This window comes from Thermococcus sp. AM4, assembly GCF_000151205.2.
In the GTDB taxonomy this organism is placed as follows: domain Archaea; phylum Methanobacteriota_B; class Thermococci; order Thermococcales; family Thermococcaceae; genus Thermococcus.
The window spans coordinates 386,811-403,476 of record NC_016051.1 but is presented as its reverse complement, the minus strand read 5'-3'; the positions used below and the strand labels follow the sequence as shown (position 1 = coordinate 403,476).

The window sequence follows — 16,666 nt, the reverse complement described above, 5'->3', positions numbered from 1 at the left end:
GTAGATTTTTAACCTTTCCCTTCCCTCCATACTGGGGGAGAAGATGCCGAAGGGAATTTACGAGTGCGTCAACTGCGGGCACAGGGAGATCATCGAGTCAAACGAGGCCCTCCTTGAAGGAGCGTGCCCCAAATGCGGCGGCGACATGGTTCTTGTTGGCTTTGCCATCGATGCCGGAGAGGCACCTTCTGCGGGTGAGGACCTCTTTGGAGTTGAAGAACTTGTATCGAGGTTCTACCGGGCGGAGTTCGTTGAAAAAAGGGGCGAGGTGTACGTTTTCAGGGTTTTAGAAATACTCGAACGGGATTTTGAGACCGTTCTGCAGGAGTTTGAAGGCCGCGGCTACTGGGCCGCATTAAAGAGGGCCGGAGGGGATGTCGTTCTGTACGTCTTTCCGGCCGGCGAGGTTAAGCCGGACAACCCGAAGGTAGGAATAGCGCTCTTCATCCTCACCCTGCTCTCCACACTCTGGGCCGGTTACGTTCTCGCGATCCAGTACATAGCGACGCTCGACCAGCTGGGCCTGCCGGGCTACCGGAATCCGTACGTCATAGCCGTTGCCTTCTCCCTCAGCGTGCTGGCGATCCTGGGAACACACGAGATGGGCCACAAGATAGCCGCAACGATGCACAACGTTAAGGCAACCTTCCCCTACTTCATTCCCTTCCCCAACCTGCTCGGAACGCTCGGGGCAGTGATAAGGGTAAAGTCCCCGGTTCCAACCAGAAACGCCGCCATCGACCTCGGTGTCAGCGGTCCCTTAGCGGGCATTCTGGTGGCGATTCCCGTCACCATAATCGGGCTCAGACTTTCCCCGGTGGTTCCGGCTTCCCTTGTCCCAAGCTCCGGCAAGGGGCTCTACCTCGGCACGAACCTGTTCTTCACGATACTTGAGAAGCTCATACTGAGTGAAAACGTCGCCGGCGGTGATTACGTGGTGTTCCTGCATCCCGTTGCCATAGCGGGCTGGGTTGGGATCCTCGTCACGTTCCTCAATCTTATCCCGGCCGCACAGCTAGACGGGGGGCACATAGCGAGGGCCTTCATGAGCGAGAGGCTTCACAGGTACTTCACGATAGGGATAGGACTGACACTGATACTAATGAGCTACCTCTGGAGCGGATGGATGATATGGGGTCTGCTCGTGCTCTTCATCGGTGGCTCCGGAAACCCCGGGGCTTTGGACGAGGTCAGCCCGATCTCGTGGAGCAGAAAGGCTCTGGCAATCCTCGCCCTGATAATATTCGTGCTGACCGCAACCCCTGTGCCGTTCTTCGTCAGGTGATCACTTTTTTTCCTTCAGTATCTGCTGAATGTCGTAGTAGATAGTATCCCTCGAAACGCCGAAGACCCTTGCGAGTTCTGAGATGTTGAGAACTTTGGGGTTGTATTCAAACAGGGAGAGCACGTGAGCGAGGAGCTTTCTTCTGTCGGCGGTCTCGCTTATCTGGCTCGCTGGCTTCATAGGGAGGTTGTAGGCAACGACGCCCACAGCGTAGGTTCGCCTCGTCACCGGCGTTGTGTAGGTTCCAAACTTAAACGCGACAACCTCGGCGTTCTCGATCAGGGGGTTTATCTCCGCGAGGACGCCCTCAATGGCACTTTCCCTGCTCCTTCCTGCGGAATACTTCGCCACGACCCTTCCGCCCGGGGTTGAGGGATCAACCAGCAGTCCCGCCGATAGGTGCATAAACGCACCGAACGTCAGGTTAAGGTCTGCTGATTTTATGTAACATCCAGAACCTGATAATACCTGGTTTATTTTCGATGTGAACTCCTCGATGCAATCCTCAACGCTGGCGGATTCACAGGAGACGTGGAACAGCCTCATACTCCTCCCCGGAAGCTATGTAGGGGCGTAAAATATATAAACCCTTCCTCTTCACGCTTTTCCATCCGTTAAAATGCAGTAGTAAAATCATGTCAAAATGTGCCACCTCAAATCTTATTGTATTAACTTTAATCCAGCCGGGGCTATTTTGTGATATATTCAATACGTTTACATCCTCGTTAATGCTCCCCAACAATCCCCCAATTTTGCTAGGAAATCCGACAAAATTATGGAGAAACCTATTTAAAGGGGTTTCAGGCTAAATATTTTGACAAGACCTCCCGGAGGTGATGTGAATGATGAGGAAGGCCCAGGGTGCAATCGAGTACCTGTTTATGATTGCGGCGGCGCTCATCATCGTTGCAGTGGTGATCAAGTACCTCAAGAGCTCAAGCAAGAGCACCGGTCAGACCATCCAGCAGGGGCAGGAGCAACTTAATACCGCAGTTAGCAAGGAGCTCAGTTCTGCTCTTAGCAGTTGATTTCTAACCTTTTTTTACCCATTCGCAATTTCTTCAGGAAGGTGATATAATGAGAAGATTGGCCCAAGGTACAATCGAATACCTGTTTATGCTTGCATTGATACTGATAATAGTTGTTTGGGGCCTGCACTATGCGAAGATAATCAAGGGAGGGGAGGAGAACCTCGCGGATTCGCTCTCAAATGCCGAGAGTCAGTTCAATCAGAGAGTTCTGAGCGAGGTTTCCTCTAACCTCGGAGGATGATCCTTTCTATGTACACTTTTCCTTCAAACTTCAAGACATAGAACTTCCCTTTTTCCAGCGTTGTCATAAAGGATACGGATCCCCTGTCAAGAACCCCAAGGTAAACCCCGTTCAGGTACACCCTGGCAGGCTCACCGAGACCTATTATCCGTAGGGAAGAATAGTTCTGATCGGGGATGAACACTATATACGAGTCGTTCACAATCGAGAATACGCCACTCCACTGTTTAAGGAGGATTCCCCTGACGACAACGGGGTGTCTAAGCAGGAAGCCGTAGACAAAATATCTCCAGTCCTCAAAATTGTAAGCCTTGATAGAATTCCTGCGAAGCATAAGATGGCGATAGAGATCATTAAGTGCGTCCTCTCTAGAATCACGCCACGTCTGGGAAAGATTAAAAATCCAGATTCCATTATAATATGAAATCAACGCTGACTTATTCACTAACTGAAGAGGATTTAGTGGAGGTGCATGGATATCTCCATAACCTCTGGAGTCCACGTACAAGATGCCTTTTTTTGGAGGAGTGGTCACTCTTATTATTTCCTTATCCGTAAAAATGGGAATCCAAATTCCCGAGTCCATCAGGGAGTTTTGTACATAGATCGGGCCCGTGAGAGAGTCAACATATCTAAATGCTAGCAATGTATTATTGTCGACGGTAACACAAAGTTCCCTAGCATAATTATCTATATTAACATATGTTCCGGGAATTACAAAAAGTGCTGTTAGTGTAATAGCCAATATTACTTTTCTTCTCGCTTCAATGTGTCTTTTAACCAAAGAAATCCCTAGACCGTGCAATAGAGGAAATAAGGGTGTTAGAAGGATATAAATACGCTCTGAGTTCCATATTGCCGAATAATATGGAACGTTAACATGAAACCATATTTTATCAAAAATTAAGAAGATAAAAAACAACAATGTCGATATCAAAGCAAGTCCTTGTTTGTTTTTCCTGTGAAGTATCCAGAACGTCGAAACTATAAAAAATGGCAAGAAGACAAACTGGCCATTGGCCCAAAACGTTTGTTTTAATATAAAATAGAACCAATGCGGATTATCCTTAAGGTAGTATTTGCTAATATGAAACAAGGGCTTGGAGTATCTTTCAACGTTAAGGCGATTTGGAGCTTCAATAAAATAATAGACCAAGAAACTACCCGCTGCCTGAAAGAAAAATAAAAACAATGTTCTCATTTTTTGAGAGGTAGTTATGCCTGGAATAATTAACACAGCTAAAAAAAGCGCATAGGCCTGGAATAGTAGATAGGGGTATGGATGTACTATTAAAAGAGAGGATGTCAGTAAAAACAATATCACAAACCAAGATACATGATACTGTTTGACGGAATCTTTGGTAATCTCAGTAATCAACTGGGTATAAACCGCTATGGAAGCTAAAAGAAGATAGTAATCAAGAAACAAATGCAATAATGAGTAATGAAGATAATAGTAGTAAAGATACGTTAAAGGCATCACCGCGGCGGATATACGAGAGACCCATTTATCTTGAAACATACTCCAAGAAGCGAGATATGTACCTAATGGAAGGAATATCCACGTGAAAAGTTGCAAACTCATCATGGAAAATGGCACTTTAACTCCACTTACTAGAGATATCCAAGCAACAAGTGAGTGATACCCCGCAGGATACGTCAAAATTCCAGAGAAAGATATTGGTGCATGTTTGATAAATATCGTTCCTTCTTTCAAGATCTCCCAAGTTTTATACGCATGAAACACGGGATCCTTAGGAGCACTTGAATAAGAAGGAATACTCAAGAAGGGTATCTTCAATCCTGCAGACAGGAAAACTGAGATAGACAAGAATAACCTGTCAATTAATGGAATTTCATTCCACATGCTGGATAACGAAGATCCTTTGGAATCTTTCCACCAGAGAAGCAACGTTATAAGATAAACTACTGGTACTGTGAGCCAGATAGAAAACCCAACAATGCTAGTTATGTGGACTACAAAAATAACTATCCCCATCCCCACCGCCGGCCCGAGCGCAAGCCTCCACAGCGGCGGGAGCCAGTCCAGCACGAGAAAACCCAGATACCAGATAACCAGAATCGAAAAGTACGGGCTAACCAATCCCAGAGCGAGGAGGGCGACGAGTTCTATCAGCCGGACAAGAGAATTCTTAGTTCCCTGCATTCGATAACAACCTCCTTCGGGGACATCGAGACTATCTTTCCACCCCCGAGATCAAGGTTAAACTCAACACCCTGCTCTGGGGCGTATACCCTTAGCACGCCATTATAACCGGGTTTTGCGTAGTTCCCGGTGGCGTTGAGGACAGCAACGGGCTCAAGGAACTCCAGCGTCACGTTAAGGGTTCTGGAAAACCGAAGATCCACACCGTTCTCACTATGGTACATTGAGAATTTTATCACGGTTCCGTTTACCCTCTGGGTCACCGAATACCTGCCGTTTATCAGCTCTATATCAGTGAAGTCATCGTTCTTCAGGGATCCACTCAACGCATGCAGGAAGAAAATGGGAGATCCGTTTATCCACACCCTCATCCTACCTAGGTAGGCATCGAATGAGACGGCGTTTCTGGAGCCGGATCTCTTCACAAGGGTTATCACGTCCCCCCTGAAGTACGACTTGGAAAACATCACCGTATAGTTCATGTGGGCGATCTTTTCGAGTTTTCCGAACGTGGTTTTGAAAACGTGAGACTCCATCTCCATCGCGTACATCCACGTGCTGAAGATTACGTAATCGCTCTGGTTGACAGCTACCCAGAACTGTGTTGAATTGCACAGATAGGTAATTCCAAAGACGTCAAGATACCATGGGTTTATCCTCAAATGAAGGTAGTAGGCGTTGAAGGGATTCATCGGTAAGTACAGTCCGTTTGAAATGTTGTGCTGGGTTATGTACCTTCCGAGGTCATCCCTGAGCTCTTTGCCATGGGACTCCCACGCGATGAGCAGATCACCCCTGGGATACCTGTAGGCCATTCCAATCCCGGAAACCCCAACAAGCACCATCACCACCAAAAGTCCCCCAAGGAGCGCCCGCCCATGTTTTTCACGCTCAAGCTGACCGAGAAGTGCGTAGAACAGGACGAGGTAGAATACCATGAAAAACGAGTACAGGAAGCGCTGATTCGGAACTATGGGAAACACCAGGAAGTACATGAGGAAGTTCATGAGGAGAAGCGATCCGGTGGCCTTTTCGAGGCTGAACCTCCGCCCCTTCGCCCATTCAATTAACAGCACCGCGAGCAGAACCATCGCCGGAACGTAGAAGACCAGATAATCCTGAGATTTGGCCGAGTACAGGTGCTTCATGATCTGATTAACGTAGGAGAACGGGTTGATTATCGGGGCATAGCGTCCCTTTTGTGCAAGATACGTCTGATAGATGTATGACTTGGAAACCGCGAGGCCGAGAGCACCCTCGACCACCACCTTGGGGGCAAGTAGAACAAGGGCCATCTTGAGGGCGGGTTTGAGGTTCCTTGCGAGAACTACAACGGTTCTCCTGATTGCCCCCACGTAGGACACCCCGGTGACGTGGAGAAACAGAACCCCCCACACAGCCAGGAACAGACCAACGGAGAAGATTTGACCTATCGTGTTTATGGGATGTATCCCGGGAACGATCAATATGCTCCTCAGAAAATCGGAAGGATAAGAGACTATTGCATCAACTATGATAACGGCCAAGAAGAGCGTCGTGGCGGCCAGTATGAACGTTTGAACCCTGTTAAAGAGAAGGGACGCGGCTTTTTCCACGTACCCGCGCGTTTCCCCGTCAAGGGAAAGCACCAGCGTCACGTAGAGCGCCACAGCGTAGGGGATTATCGTGAACTTGGAGGTGGTTCCCAGCCCGGCCCAGAAGAGCGAGAGGTAAGCCTGCTTCATTTCACCCGTCTTGAAGTATCTGACGAAGTGATAGAGCGAGAGCGCCGTGAAGAGCTCTATCGAGGTCTCGTGGAACACGAGGGAGTTCATCTGGACCATGGTCGGATCAAAGACCAGAATGAAGGCGAAGAGTGCGCCAAGCCTCCAGTCCTTCAGCTCCTTTCCCGTAAGGTATGCAAAGACCATCGCGATGAGACCGAGGACAACGGAGAGGGTTCTGCCAACGACGTAGCTGTCACCGAAGATCCTGAGCCACAGGGCGAGGAGGTAGTAGTAGAGGGGAGGATGCACCGCGAAAACGTCCCGATAGGGCAGTATTCCGTGGTTTATGAAGCGGGCTATCATGAGATAGGTGCCCTCGTCGTAGTCGAAGTATTCGTTCATCCCACCGTGAATGACCATGATCCTGAGCAGGAGGTAGGGAACGGCGAGGAGCGCGATGACGGTAGCGTCACGGGACTGGAAACGGTGAGGCCTCATTCAATCCCCCCACCAAGATAAGACCCTTTCTTTAAAACTTTAGGCCCGGTTCCAAAAAGGATTTAACCGTTCGGAACCAAACTGAAAGAAGGTGATATCAATGGGATTCCTGTCATTCGGATCAAAGAAGGGTAAAGTCAAGAAGATGCTTGAGGGGGATCAGATACAGCTGGTCGTGGAGGATGCCGTCAAGGACAAGAAAGTCAGGGAGGCGCTGTTCGAGCTCCTCCAGGATTCAAACCCGGGCATCGTTGGCGACGCCCTCCTCACAATAGTCATGGTCATGGAGAACAACCCCGACGTTATAAAGCCCCACCTCAACGAGGAAACGATTAAAAGGCTCCTCAGCCTCGTGGAGTCCCGCAACCCCTACGTCCGCGAGAACGCAATGATACTCCTCTACCGCCTCGCAAAGGACCTCCCCGACGTGGCGAGGAAGTACTGGGGGCTGTTCATGAAGGAGGCGGAGCGCGTTCTAAGGGAGGGCGACCTCAACCAGAAGGGCTTTATGCTGGTTCTCATCGGCGAGTTCAGGATAAAGGAGCTTGAGGGCCTCGTGAAGGAGCTCGTTGACGTTGAGGATAAAGTCATACTCCCCTTCGAGGGCAAGAAGTGGGTAAAGCTCGGCGATATAGCGAGGGAAACCCTCGAAAAGCTGGTTTAGCATCCTTTTTCCTTTATCAATTCGGTGTAAAGCCGGGGCTCGACGTCGTTTTCACCCAGCCCAAGCTTCCTCGCGAGCTCCCAGATTTTCCCCTTTGCTTCCACCGGGTTCTCGGAGATCACCTCGATGTCCAGAAAATCCCCAACACATTCCACTCTGTTGAGCTCGAAGGTAACGTTTCCGAGTTTGTAAACGAGGCGGTGCTTCCTTATCAGCACGTCCTCCCGGAAGCCGAGGCGCCTCAGTATCTCCCTCGCCCCCTCAAAGCTCGAAACTTCGACCTCGATCTCGTCGAACTCCTCGTTCCTGCCGGGATCTGTAATTATCTTGTGGGTGAGGTACGCCTTCCCAAGGTTCCGTATCAGTCGAAGCCTCAGCAGCTCGTTCGGCGGAAGGGAGAAATAGAGGTCCTCTTGCTCCTCGGTTCTGACAAGCTCAGCACCGAGGGATTCAAGCTTTTTCCTTGTCTCCTCAAAATCCACGCGGAACTTCACCTCGATCTCCATGCCCTGGCTACACCTCCACGAGGAAGCCCACCAGCTCCTCGCCCTTCTTCACGTCGTCTATCGGGTAAACGTTGACCGACTTGAGCGTCGGCAGGGTCCTTATGTTCTCGTCTATGAAGGCGTTGAGTTTCTCCTCGTTCTCGTCGCCGAGCAGGGCTATAACAGTGTCCCTACCGCTCTTGGCAACGAGGAGGACGTTGGGAAGCATCGAAAGGGTCTTCATTATATGGTTAACGTAGCGCTCGAGGAAGTCCTCAATTATGGGCGTTTCAACTTGGAGGATAACCAAAGCGGTCCTCTTGGGCCTTAGTTCGGGTCCAAGGAGTATCGTGTAGTGGTCTATAACTCCTCTCTCAATGAGCTTTTTGATCCTGAAGTGAACAGTGGACTCGGGCCTGTTAAGCGCTTCGGCTATCTCGGAGATCGTAAGCCTCGCGTCCTTTTTGAGCAACCTGAGTATAGCCCTATCGAGGTCGTCGAGCTGTATCATGGCCCTTCACCCCACCTTGGATAGTTTACATTTACCCCGATCTGATCTAGGACTCTCCATATTATAAAGTTTACCATATCATCCAATGTTTTGGGCTTTGTGTAAAAACCTGGAGAAGCTGGCATAACTATCGCGCCTGCCCTCGAAACGCGGAGCATGTTCTCGATGTGTATCACGTTCAGCGGGGTCTCGCGGATGAGGAGCACCAGCTTCCGCCTCTCCTTTAGCGCCACGTCCGCCGTCCGGGCTATCAGGTTGTCCGTTATACCGCTGGCTATCGAGGCCAGGGTTTTCATGGAGCACGGAGCTATAACCATCGCGTCGAAGCGATAAGAACCCGAGGCAACGGGGGCAAATAGGTCATCCTCGTCGTAATCCGGCTTTAGATCAACCCCGAGCTCGTGCTTTGCAACAGCCATTCCGCTCTTCGATGCCAGGGTTATAACCTCATGTCCAAGCATCCTGAGTGTTTCGATTAGCTTCACACCGTAAACGCTGCCGCTGGCTCCGGTTATCGCGACCACTACCCTGAGCTTTCCCCTCATCAATCTCCCTCCATTTATACAAGTTTACCCTTTTTAAGCTTACCTAATTCCCCGCAAGGATCCCCGGTTGGTAACAAAAATTTTAAATAATCCAACGGGAAGATCCCCCTAAGGGTCGAAAAAATGACAATTAATGTCCTTAGTGAGACAGCGGTTGCCGTTGCCGAGAGGATAAAGGCCCGGATAATAGTCTTCTTAGAGGCCCCTCCAAAGGAGGTTGAGTCGGCACTTCTCCTCAACACAAAGTTTACAGTTGTCGTCATAGGGCCCGTTTTCGACGTGCGCAACAGGCGCCTAATCCGCCTCAGCATTCCCCCAACCCTCGACAGGGAGAGCGTTCTCAACCTCGTTTCGGCCTTCCTGATAGAGCAGGGCCTCATAAAGGAGGGAGAATCGTTCGTCTACGTGTCGAGTTCCGAGCTCGGCATCAAATCCGTTAAAAAGAACCTCTTCGCGGTCAACGGCTTTTTCTCCCAGTCCCAATCAGTTGTCCAGAGGCTCCTCGAGATAGCCATTGAACTGAGCATCGAGGGGAGGGAGGGGCACCCGATCGGCACGATCTTCGTCGTCGGCGACGTCAAGAACGTCATGAAGCACTCCCACAGCATGCTGCCGAATCCCTTCAAGGGCCACAGGATAAACGTCCTTGACCGGGAGAGCAAGGAGATCATCAAGGAGTTCGCCCAGCTGGACGGGGCCTTCATAGTGAGCTCCAGGGGAAGGATACTGGCCGCGGGAGTTTACCTTGAGGTGGATCCTAAGAGCCTCGATCTGAGACTTCCCCCCGGTCTGGGAAGCAGGCACATAGCCGCGGCGGGCATAACCAAGCTGACCAAGGCAACCGCCATAAGCCTCTCTGAGAGCGGAACCATAAGGATATTCAAAAACGGGATGATGCTTCTCGAGTATAACCCGAGGATGAAATATTGAGGACAAAAACGTTCATCGCTCTCCGTCCTAACGGGCGAGGCTTAAAAAATAAGAATGTACAACGGCATCAGAACAGCCACTGGTTCTCGATGCACTCGTCGCACGGCGGCTTCTCGCCGGCTATGGACTTGAACTTCTTGTAGATGCACTCCGGCAGGCCGAGCGGACAGCGGTCCGGGTACTGGCCGGGCCTGACCTTCGTCGGGTCGAGCTTTACCTTGATGTAGGCCTCGTACTCCTCGACCTTCTTCCATGGCAGTATCTTGGCACCGTAGATAACGAGGTTGTCGTAGATCCTGGCGTAGTCGCCGACGACCGCGTTCTCCTTGAGGATGACGTTTCGCCCTACGACGACGCCCTCCCCGAGGATGCTGTCCTTGATCTCCGCCTCGGCCTTAACGATGTCGTTGCCGATCAAGATGGCCCTCTTGAAGTACGCCCTGTCCTCAACGATCGTGTTGGGGCCAATGTAGGTGTACGACTTGATCTTCACCTTGTGGCCGATCTTAACGCCCTCATCGATGTAAACCGGCCCCTGTATCTCAACGTCCTCAGGAACCTCGGCGCTTTCCTTGATGACCATGTAGCCGTTCTCCCTCGCTATCTCGTCCATCGCGATCTGGTGCGCGTAGAAGAGATCGTCCGGCGTTCCGAGGTCGACCCAGTAGTTCTCGCGGGGCATCCTGTACGCGTAAACGAGCCCCCTGGACACGAGCTTCGGCAGGATTTCGCGCTCGAAGTAGACCTCCTTGCCCTTGGGGATCTCCTCAAGGACCTTCTTGTTCACGACGTAGATTCCGGCATCGACGAGGTTGGTCTTGGGCCTGTGGGGCTTCTCCTCGAAGTGAACGACCCTTCCATCTTCGTCAGTTTCAACGACACCGTAGCGCTCCGGGTCGTAGACCTTTGTAACAGCGACCGTAACGAGGCCGTCGTTCTTCCTGTGGGCTTCGATGAGCTCCCCGAAGTTGAAGTTCGTGAAAACATCGCCGTAGATCACGAGGAAGTCCTCGCCCACGTACTCCTCAACGTTCTTGAGCGCGCCGCCGGTCTCGAGGGGCATCGGATCGTTGACGAACCTTATCTCCTTGGGGTAATCCGCCATCTTCTCCTCAATGAACTCCCTGATCTCTCCCCTCATGTAGTGGACGGAGAGGATCACCTCGTCGATCTCCTTGAGCTTTTCGAGGCTCTCCAGCAGGTACTGGAGGTTTGGTTTGCCGAGAACAGGGACCATCGGCTTCGGCCTAGTCGATGAGATTGGCCTCAACCTCGTACCAAATCCTCCGGCGAGAATAACCGCTTTCATGGTATCACCATCATCATCTAAGGCTGGAAGCTTAAATATTTTACGGGCGTAAAATAGGAGGGAGAAAGCCTGAGAAATTCATTTCACGATCAATCCTCTCGAAGGTCAAAGCTCGGCCTAAGCACCTTCACCTTGGGCAGCAGGCACTTCCCGTAGCAGACCTTCCTTAGCGGGCAGGTCTCGCAGGCCGGGCCTTTCTCAACCTCCTCGATGTAGCCGAGGCCTTTGAGGAGCTCGATTATTCCCTCGACTTCCCCAACCGTAATCCCGAGCTCCCTCGCGATGTCCTGGGGAAACCGCTTGCCCTCGTTGATGAGCCTCAGCACTTCCTCCAGCTTCCCCATCTTCACAACCCCAGCGCCGTTCCGACGTGCCATATCAGGATTCCGAGGAGCGAGGCGACGGTTATCATGTATGCAGTTACAGCGAGCGCCCACTTCCAGTTGCTCTCAGCCCTTATGGCCGCTATGGTGGCTATGCACGGTATGTAGAGCGTCGTAACGACCGCCAGGACGAAGCCCTGCAGGGGACTCATCGAGGACATCATGGCTTCTTTGAGAGCATCACCGCTCAAGCCGCTGTAGAGGATGCTGTACGTCGAGATTACGTTCTCCTTGGCAATTATTCCGAAGATTAAGCTCACTCCGGCCTTCCAGTCGAGGCCCATAAGGTGAAGGTAAGGCGCAACGAGGTGGCCGAGCTTTTCGGCGTAGCTCTTCCCGGTTCCCATCGGCACTGGGTAGTTGCTGAGGTACCATATCACTATCGAACCGACGAGGATAACCGTTCCGGCCTTCTGGACGAACTCCTTGCTCCTTTCCCACGAGTGGAGGAGCAGACTCCTCCAGCTTGGAAGGAGGAACTCAGGGAGCTCGATGACGAAGGGGCTCTCCTCGCCCGAAACGAACCTGCTCACGAGCTTGGCAGAGAGCAACGCCACCGCGAAGGCGAGCAGATAGATTGTCAGAGCGACGAGGGCGTCCCCACCGAAGAACGCCCCGACGAGGAAGCTGATGACGCTCAAACGTGCGGAACATGGAATGAACGGGTTCACGAACATGGCAACGAGCCTGTCCCTTTCCTCGTCGAGCGTCCTCGTGGCCATAACGGCTGGAACGTTGCAGCCGAGGCCGAGGATGAGCGGTATTATAGCCTTGCCCGGCAGTCCGAACTTCCTGAGGATGCCCTCCATCAGCACAGCTACCCTCGCCATGTAGCCGAGGTCTTCGAGGAAAGATAAGGCGAGGAACAGGAGGAAGACGAGGGGGAAGAAGCTCAAGACGGAGCCGACACCGCCGATTATGCCGTCCACGAGGAGGCCGCGAAGGGTTTCATTCGCTATGTGGGGAGCGAGCCACTCGCCGAACCTGCTGAAGGCATCGTCCAGAATCCCCTGAAGGGGCATTCCAAAGGCAAAGACGAACTTGAAGACGAGGTAGAAGACGAAGGCCATCGCTATGAAGCCGTAAACGGGGTGGACGAGGATTCTGTCGAGCTGGTCTGTGAGCGTCTCCTTTGTCTTCCCGTAGCTCATGAACTCATGGGTAAGGCCGTCTATGAACTCGTACTTCTGGCCGGCTATGATCAGGTCCATCGCCCGCCCGTAGCGCTCCTCGGCCTCGCCTATGTGGGTCATTATCTCCTTCAGCTTCTCCTCGCCGAGATAGCGGAGAACGAGCTTCATGACCTCATCGTCGCGCTGGAGGAGCTTTATCGCCAGCCAGCGGAGCGGGTAGCGGCCCGCTAACTTTGTTCCCTCAAGGCACTTGGAGATGTGCTCGATTTCCCTCTCCACAGCCTCGTCGTAGCGCGGTAGAACGGGGTTCGTCTTTATCTTCCCGTGCGCCATCTCCCATATCTTTTCCTTGAGCTCCTCGATTCCTGCCCCTTCCTTGGCGCTGAGCGGAATGACAGGGACGCCCAGGGCTTTGGACATCTTCACGGGGTCTATCTTGATTCCCTTCTTCTCTGCCAAATCGAGCTTGTTGAGGGCTATGATTACGTTCTTCAGTCCCATTTCGAAGATTTCCATCGTGAGGTAGAGGTTTCGCAGAATAGAAGTGGCATCTACAACGTTCACAACTACGTCCGGGTTTCCGTTGAGGAGAAAGTTCCTCGCGACGAGTTCGTCAACGGAGTGGGCGGTGAGAGAATAGGTTCCGGGCAGATCAACGACGAGAAAGCGCTCCCCTTTGTACTCAAAAACTCCCTCCTTCTTCTCGACGGTAACGCCGGGCCAGTTGCCGACGTGCTGGCGCATGCCAGTTAGGGCGTTGAATATCGTCGTCTTTCCAACGTTGGGGTTGCCGGCCAGGGCGACAACTCTCATCGCCATGCTACCACCTCAGAGCTTTCTCACGAGCACTTTCGCCGCCATTCCCTTGCCGAGGGCCAGCCTCGTTCCGCCGGCCTCGACTATAACCGGTCCCCTGGGATAGTTCTCGAGAACCCTGACGATTGCACCCGGCGCCAGGCCCATTGCGTAGAGCCTGCTCCGGAAGTTCGGCCCCCCTCGCAGATCGATTACAACGCCCCTCTCGCCGGGATTCAATGAGAGTAAAGGCACAATCATGTTCATCACCGTTAGGTTTTCCTAATTCCACTTCAGTTTGCTCAGGAGACTTAAAAAGCTTTGGTGAGCCTAACAAAACTCAGAGGTTCGAAATGTAAAACAGGGGAGTTCTAAAAACCGCATCCCGGGTTTGCAGGGCGTTTCTCAAACGTTTTTAAGGCCGGAGGGTATTCAGAAACATGGTGGAAATCGGGACGGTTATCGAGGATCTCCGGAACTTCGCCCGGAAAACCGGCTTAAGGGACAGGAAAATACTGATGCTTTTTTCGGGCGGTAAGGACAGCTCCCTCGCTCTCTACCTCCTGAAGGAGGCTAAGCTCAACGTTTCCGCTTTAACGTTCTTTCACCGCTGGAGCTGGCGCGAAACGCTCAACTGGGCGATGAAGTTTACAAAAAACCTCGGCGTCGAGCACTACCTCGTGGACATCACAGAGGGTCTCCTCCGCGAGGCCGTTGGCAGGAAGGGGCCGGTCTGCATCCACTGCAAGAAGGTCATGCTCTGGAACGCCAAGTGGTTTGCCATCAACAACGGTTTTGACGTCTTAGCGAAGGGCGACAACGCCAACGACAAGATAATCGGGGCACTGCTCGACCAGTGTTCCGGTGACATAAGGCTCTGCGAGCTTCCGAGGATTGGGCTTCCGATACTCCGTCCCCTGATTAGGTACACGGCGGAGGAAGTTGAGGAGCTCGCAGACGAAGTCGGGATAAAGCCCTACCGCATGTACGAGCACGCGAGGAGGAGGCAGTGGCGCGAGGGGTGCCCGCTCCAATACATAGATACGGAAGAAACGATAAAACCGGAACTAATGGACCTGGCCTACAGAGTGAACTACGAGGTGAGCAGGATCGCGAGGAGGAGAAAGGTGAGGGTGAGCGTTCGCGTTCCCAGTTTTGAGGTCATGGCCTGGGATCCCGATCCGGAAACGATGGAAGAGATTAAAAAGCTCATCGAAAAGTTCAAACGGTGATAGGAATGGACGCGAAGTGGCTCTGCCTTCCGTACCTCTGCGCCGTGAGCGACGTTGGTGCCAGATCCAACAACGAGGACGGGTTCATAGTTGAAAAACTGCCCTCGGGCTATTACCTTGGGATAGCCGACGGCCTGGGCGGGCACGCGGCTGGCGAAGTGGCCTCTGAGATCGCCCTGACCGCCGCGAAGAGGGTCGTTGTGGATGAATACGAGGACGGGATAGATGGACAGCTCCTTAGGCTCCTCCTGAGGAAAGCCCACGAGCTGGCGAATTCGGCCGTTCTGGAGGAGGCAGTTGGCGAGAGAAAAGGCATGGGGACCACGCTCCTGAGCGCGGTAATCAGGGGACGGGAGGTTTTTCTGGCCAACACCGGGGACAGCAGGGCTCAGCTCATAAGGGATGGAGACGTGGTGGCCTCAACGAGGGATCACAACCTGCTCAGGGAACTTCTGGACAAGGGGATTGCATTAACAAAGGCAGAAGCCATGGAAGCTTCCAGAAGGCTGACCCACGTTATCGGGGGTAGAGGAAAGCGCTTTGCGGTCGATCTTTACCGCTGGGAGGCCAGACCCGGGGACTGGCTTCTCCTAAGCACCGACGGGCTCCACGACTACCTTGATGCAGAGGCTATCCTTGATGTACTCTCCAGGAACGAAGAGCCCGGGAAAGCCGTTATGGAACTCCTGAGGGAGGCCCTCGGGGTAACTCGTGACAACGTCACTATCATCTTATACAGGTGGTGGTGATGCTAAAGCCCGGAAAGCTCAGGAACGATGTCCTCAAAAGGGTCGTCTTCCCGTATCTGGGCGTTGAGGATGAGAAGGTCGTCTACGGGCCGAGGGAAGGCTTTGATTCCGCCGTTCTCGAGTACGACGGTGAGAACTATCTCGTCGTTGCAACGGACCCAGTCATCGGCGTCCCGAGAGAGGCCTTCGGGTTCTTCGCCTACCACTTCGCGGCCAGCGACGTCGCCGTTTTCGGTGCAGAGCCGAGGTGGCTCGTGCTCAACCTCCTCTTTCCCGAGGGTACGCCGGAGGAGTACGTCGGGGAGGTAATGGGCGACGTGCACGAGGAGTGCCTCAAGTACGGGGGTTCAATCATCGGGGGGCATACCGGCGTCTATCCCTCAATAACGGAGCCCATAGGCACCTCAACGGTCGCTGGAACGGTGAGGAAGGAAGAGCTCAAGCTGCCGATAGCGAAACCGGGAGATAGGATAGTCGTGACCGCCAAGGTCGGTCTAGAGTTCGCGGTTTCGGCGGCGTACTTCAGGGAGAAGGAGCTCCTCGGGAAGCTCACCAAGAAGGAACTCATGAGGCTAAAGCGCTCCTTTTACTTCGAAACCGTCGTTCCAGAGGCCCTTATCGCGAGGAACTTTGCGAGGGGAATGCACGATGCAACCGAAGGCGGCTTAACAGCTCTGCATGAGATAGCCGACAACTCCGGGGTGGGCTTCAGGGTCTACGCCGATAAGCTCCACCTCGATCCACTGGTCAAGAAGGTTCTCGATTTCTATAATCTGGAACCGTGGAGCGTTTCCTCAACCGGGACGCTGATAGCCATCACGCCGCCCGAGAAAAGCGATGCTTTAATTGTCGAATTACTTAAAAATGGAATTCTAGCGTTTGAGCTCGGCGAGTTCACCGAGGAGAAAGAGAGGGTTCTCATGGAGGGTAGCGAGGAGAGACCCTTCCCCGAGTTCGAGGGCGACCCCTACGCGGAGCTCTATGGCAAACGATAAATAGAGG

At 52.6% G+C, this 16,666-nt stretch carries 19 protein-coding genes; 8 read left to right on the top strand and 11 right to left on the bottom strand.

Going from position 1 to position 16,666, the window contains the following annotated elements; genetic code table 11:
* Window positions 1–43: 43 nt before the first annotated feature.
* Window positions 44–1,285 (top strand): site-2 protease family protein, encoded by a 1,242-nt coding sequence (locus TAM4_RS02145; protein WP_014121596.1) that lies wholly within the window; start codon window positions 44–46, stop codon window positions 1,283–1,285.
* Here TAM4_RS02145 and TAM4_RS02140 read toward each other — a convergent pair whose 3' ends face one another.
* Both TAM4_RS02140 and TAM4_RS11675 read right to left on the bottom strand, forming a co-directional pair.
* The gene (locus TAM4_RS02140; RefSeq protein ID WP_048149706.1) at window positions 1,286–1,831 is read right to left on the bottom strand and encodes an HTH domain-containing protein; all 546 of its coding nucleotides are present in this window, start codon (window positions 1,829–1,831) and stop codon (window positions 1,286–1,288) included.
* Window positions 1,806–2,024, bottom strand: coding sequence for a hypothetical protein (locus tag TAM4_RS11675; RefSeq protein WP_148258583.1), 219 nt, complete (start codon window positions 2,022–2,024; stop codon window positions 1,806–1,808). Before TAM4_RS11675 ends, TAM4_RS02140 begins: the two co-directional genes overlap by 26 nt.
* Before the next feature lie 103 nt (window positions 2,025–2,127).
* Here TAM4_RS11675 and TAM4_RS02135 point away from each other — a divergent pair, with 103 nt between their 5' ends.
* Window positions 2,128–2,313, top strand: a complete 186-nt coding sequence (locus TAM4_RS02135; RefSeq protein WP_014121594.1) for a class III signal peptide-containing protein — start codon at window positions 2,128–2,130, stop codon at window positions 2,311–2,313.
* 49 nt (window positions 2,314–2,362) lie between these two features.
* A complete protein-coding gene (locus TAM4_RS02130) occupies window positions 2,363–2,557 on the top strand; it encodes a hypothetical protein (RefSeq protein WP_048149704.1) in 195 nt (64 codons plus the stop codon).
* Here the strand turns inward: TAM4_RS02130 and TAM4_RS02125 are convergent.
* Window positions 2,541–4,724, bottom strand: coding sequence for a hypothetical protein (locus TAM4_RS02125; RefSeq protein WP_014121592.1), 2,184 nt, complete (start codon window positions 4,722–4,724; stop codon window positions 2,541–2,543). The genes TAM4_RS02130 and TAM4_RS02125 overlap by 17 nt on opposite strands.
* Window positions 4,691–6,928: a glycosyltransferase family 39 protein gene (locus TAM4_RS02120; RefSeq protein WP_014121591.1), complete on the bottom strand. Its 2,238-nt coding sequence runs from the start codon at window positions 6,926–6,928 to the stop codon at window positions 4,691–4,693. Before TAM4_RS02120 ends, TAM4_RS02125 begins: the two co-directional genes overlap by 34 nt.
* Window positions 6,929–7,028: 100 nt before the next feature.
* Between TAM4_RS02120 and TAM4_RS02115 the strand changes: the two genes are divergently transcribed.
* The gene (locus tag TAM4_RS02115) at window positions 7,029–7,592 is read left to right on the top strand and encodes a hypothetical protein (RefSeq protein ID WP_014121590.1); all 564 of its coding nucleotides are present in this window, start codon (window positions 7,029–7,031) and stop codon (window positions 7,590–7,592) included.
* Here TAM4_RS02115 and cyaB read toward each other — a convergent pair.
* The 3 genes from cyaB to TAM4_RS02100 are packed head-to-tail and all read right to left on the bottom strand — an operon-like array spanning window position 7,589 to window position 9,133.
* Window positions 7,589–8,098 carry a class IV adenylate cyclase gene (cyaB, locus tag TAM4_RS02110; protein ID WP_014121589.1) on the bottom strand — a complete coding sequence of 170 codons (510 nt, stop codon included), beginning with the start codon at window positions 8,096–8,098 and terminating at the stop codon, window positions 7,589–7,591. The genes TAM4_RS02115 and cyaB overlap by 4 nt on opposite strands.
* Before the next feature lie 7 nt (window positions 8,099–8,105).
* A complete protein-coding gene (locus TAM4_RS02105) occupies window positions 8,106–8,588 on the bottom strand; it encodes an Lrp/AsnC family transcriptional regulator (RefSeq protein WP_014121588.1) in 483 nt (160 codons plus the stop codon).
* Window positions 8,585–9,133 carry a UbiX family flavin prenyltransferase gene (locus TAM4_RS02100; RefSeq protein ID WP_014121587.1) on the bottom strand — a complete coding sequence of 183 codons (549 nt, stop codon included), beginning with the start codon at window positions 9,131–9,133 and terminating at the stop codon, window positions 8,585–8,587. Before TAM4_RS02100 ends, TAM4_RS02105 begins: the two co-directional genes overlap by 4 nt.
* Before the next feature lie 123 nt (window positions 9,134–9,256).
* Between TAM4_RS02100 and TAM4_RS02095 the strand changes: the two genes are divergently transcribed.
* Window positions 9,257–10,063: a diadenylate cyclase gene (locus TAM4_RS02095; protein ID WP_014121586.1), complete on the top strand. Its 807-nt coding sequence runs from the start codon at window positions 9,257–9,259 to the stop codon at window positions 10,061–10,063.
* Window positions 10,064–10,130: 67 nt separating this feature from the next.
* On the opposite strand, the gene TAM4_RS02090 is transcribed toward TAM4_RS02095, so the two are convergent.
* The 4 genes from TAM4_RS02090 to TAM4_RS02075 all read right to left on the bottom strand — a co-directional run bounded on the left by TAM4_RS02090 (window position 10,131) and on the right by TAM4_RS02075 (window position 13,944).
* Window positions 10,131–11,372 carry a sugar phosphate nucleotidyltransferase gene (locus tag TAM4_RS02090; RefSeq protein ID WP_014121585.1) on the bottom strand — a complete coding sequence of 414 codons (1,242 nt, stop codon included), beginning with the start codon at window positions 11,370–11,372 and terminating at the stop codon, window positions 10,131–10,133.
* An 89-nt stretch (window positions 11,373–11,461) separates the two neighbouring features.
* Window positions 11,462–11,716 carry a helix-turn-helix domain-containing protein gene (locus TAM4_RS02085; RefSeq protein ID WP_014121584.1) on the bottom strand — a complete coding sequence of 85 codons (255 nt, stop codon included), beginning with the start codon at window positions 11,714–11,716 and terminating at the stop codon, window positions 11,462–11,464.
* A 2-nt stretch (window positions 11,717–11,718) separates the two neighbouring features.
* Window positions 11,719–13,707: a ferrous iron transport protein B gene (gene feoB / locus TAM4_RS02080; protein WP_048149702.1), complete on the bottom strand. Its 1,989-nt coding sequence runs from the start codon at window positions 13,705–13,707 to the stop codon at window positions 11,719–11,721.
* Between the two features lie 9 nt (window positions 13,708–13,716).
* Window positions 13,717–13,944 (bottom strand): FeoA family protein, encoded by a 228-nt coding sequence (locus TAM4_RS02075; protein ID WP_048149699.1) that lies wholly within the window; start codon window positions 13,942–13,944, stop codon window positions 13,717–13,719.
* 179 nt (window positions 13,945–14,123) lie between these two features.
* On the opposite strand from TAM4_RS02075, the gene TAM4_RS02070 reads away from it, so the two are divergent.
* Genes TAM4_RS02070 through TAM4_RS02060 form a run of 3 tightly spaced genes read left to right on the top strand, consistent with a single transcriptional unit; the run spans window position 14,124 to window position 16,659 of the window.
* Window positions 14,124–14,915: a 7-cyano-7-deazaguanine synthase gene (locus tag TAM4_RS02070; protein WP_014121581.1), complete on the top strand. Its 792-nt coding sequence runs from the start codon at window positions 14,124–14,126 to the stop codon at window positions 14,913–14,915.
* A 5-nt stretch (window positions 14,916–14,920) separates the two neighbouring features.
* Complete coding sequence (locus TAM4_RS02065; protein ID WP_014121580.1) at window positions 14,921–15,664, top strand: PP2C family serine/threonine-protein phosphatase; 744 nt, start codon at window positions 14,921–14,923, stop codon at window positions 15,662–15,664.
* Window positions 15,664–16,659 (top strand): AIR synthase family protein, encoded by a 996-nt coding sequence (locus TAM4_RS02060; RefSeq protein ID WP_014121579.1) that lies wholly within the window; start codon window positions 15,664–15,666, stop codon window positions 16,657–16,659. Before TAM4_RS02065 ends, TAM4_RS02060 begins: the two co-directional genes overlap by 1 nt.
* Window positions 16,660–16,666 lie beyond the last annotated feature (7 nt).

Excerpts from the sequence above, each read along its gene's own strand:
- TAM4_RS02145 (WP_014121596.1), top strand. The coding sequence starts at position 44 with ATGCCGAAGGGAATTTACGAGTGCGTCAACTGCGGGCACAGGGAGATC.
- TAM4_RS02140 (WP_048149706.1), bottom strand. The coding sequence starts at position 1,831 with ATGAGGCTGTTCCACGTCTCCTGTGAATCCGCCAGCGTTGAGGATTGC.
- TAM4_RS02135 (WP_014121594.1), top strand. The coding sequence starts at position 2,128 with ATGATGAGGAAGGCCCAGGGTGCAATCGAGTACCTGTTTATGATTGCG.
- TAM4_RS02130 (WP_048149704.1), top strand. The coding sequence starts at position 2,363 with ATGAGAAGATTGGCCCAAGGTACAATCGAATACCTGTTTATGCTTGCA.
- TAM4_RS02125 (WP_014121592.1), bottom strand. The coding sequence starts at position 4,724 with ATGCAGGGAACTAAGAATTCTCTTGTCCGGCTGATAGAACTCGTCGCC.
- TAM4_RS02120 (WP_014121591.1), bottom strand. The coding sequence starts at position 6,928 with ATGAGGCCTCACCGTTTCCAGTCCCGTGACGCTACCGTCATCGCGCTC.
- TAM4_RS02115 (WP_014121590.1), top strand. The coding sequence starts at position 7,029 with ATGGGATTCCTGTCATTCGGATCAAAGAAGGGTAAAGTCAAGAAGATG.
- cyaB (WP_014121589.1), bottom strand. The coding sequence starts at position 8,098 with ATGGAGATCGAGGTGAAGTTCCGCGTGGATTTTGAGGAGACAAGGAAA.
- TAM4_RS02105 (WP_014121588.1), bottom strand. The coding sequence starts at position 8,588 with ATGATACAGCTCGACGACCTCGATAGGGCTATACTCAGGTTGCTCAAA.
- TAM4_RS02100 (WP_014121587.1), bottom strand. The coding sequence starts at position 9,133 with ATGAGGGGAAAGCTCAGGGTAGTGGTCGCGATAACCGGAGCCAGCGGC.
- TAM4_RS02095 (WP_014121586.1), top strand. The coding sequence starts at position 9,257 with ATGACAATTAATGTCCTTAGTGAGACAGCGGTTGCCGTTGCCGAGAGG.
- TAM4_RS02090 (WP_014121585.1), bottom strand. The coding sequence starts at position 11,372 with ATGAAAGCGGTTATTCTCGCCGGAGGATTTGGTACGAGGTTGAGGCCA.
- TAM4_RS02085 (WP_014121584.1), bottom strand. The coding sequence starts at position 11,716 with ATGGGGAAGCTGGAGGAAGTGCTGAGGCTCATCAACGAGGGCAAGCGG.
- feoB (WP_048149702.1), bottom strand. The coding sequence starts at position 13,707 with ATGGCGATGAGAGTTGTCGCCCTGGCCGGCAACCCCAACGTTGGAAAG.
- TAM4_RS02075 (WP_048149699.1), bottom strand. The coding sequence starts at position 13,944 with ATGATTGTGCCTTTACTCTCATTGAATCCCGGCGAGAGGGGCGTTGTA.
- TAM4_RS02070 (WP_014121581.1), top strand. The coding sequence starts at position 14,124 with ATGGTGGAAATCGGGACGGTTATCGAGGATCTCCGGAACTTCGCCCGG.
- TAM4_RS02065 (WP_014121580.1), top strand. The coding sequence starts at position 14,921 with ATGGACGCGAAGTGGCTCTGCCTTCCGTACCTCTGCGCCGTGAGCGAC.
- TAM4_RS02060 (WP_014121579.1), top strand. The coding sequence starts at position 15,664 with ATGCTAAAGCCCGGAAAGCTCAGGAACGATGTCCTCAAAAGGGTCGTC.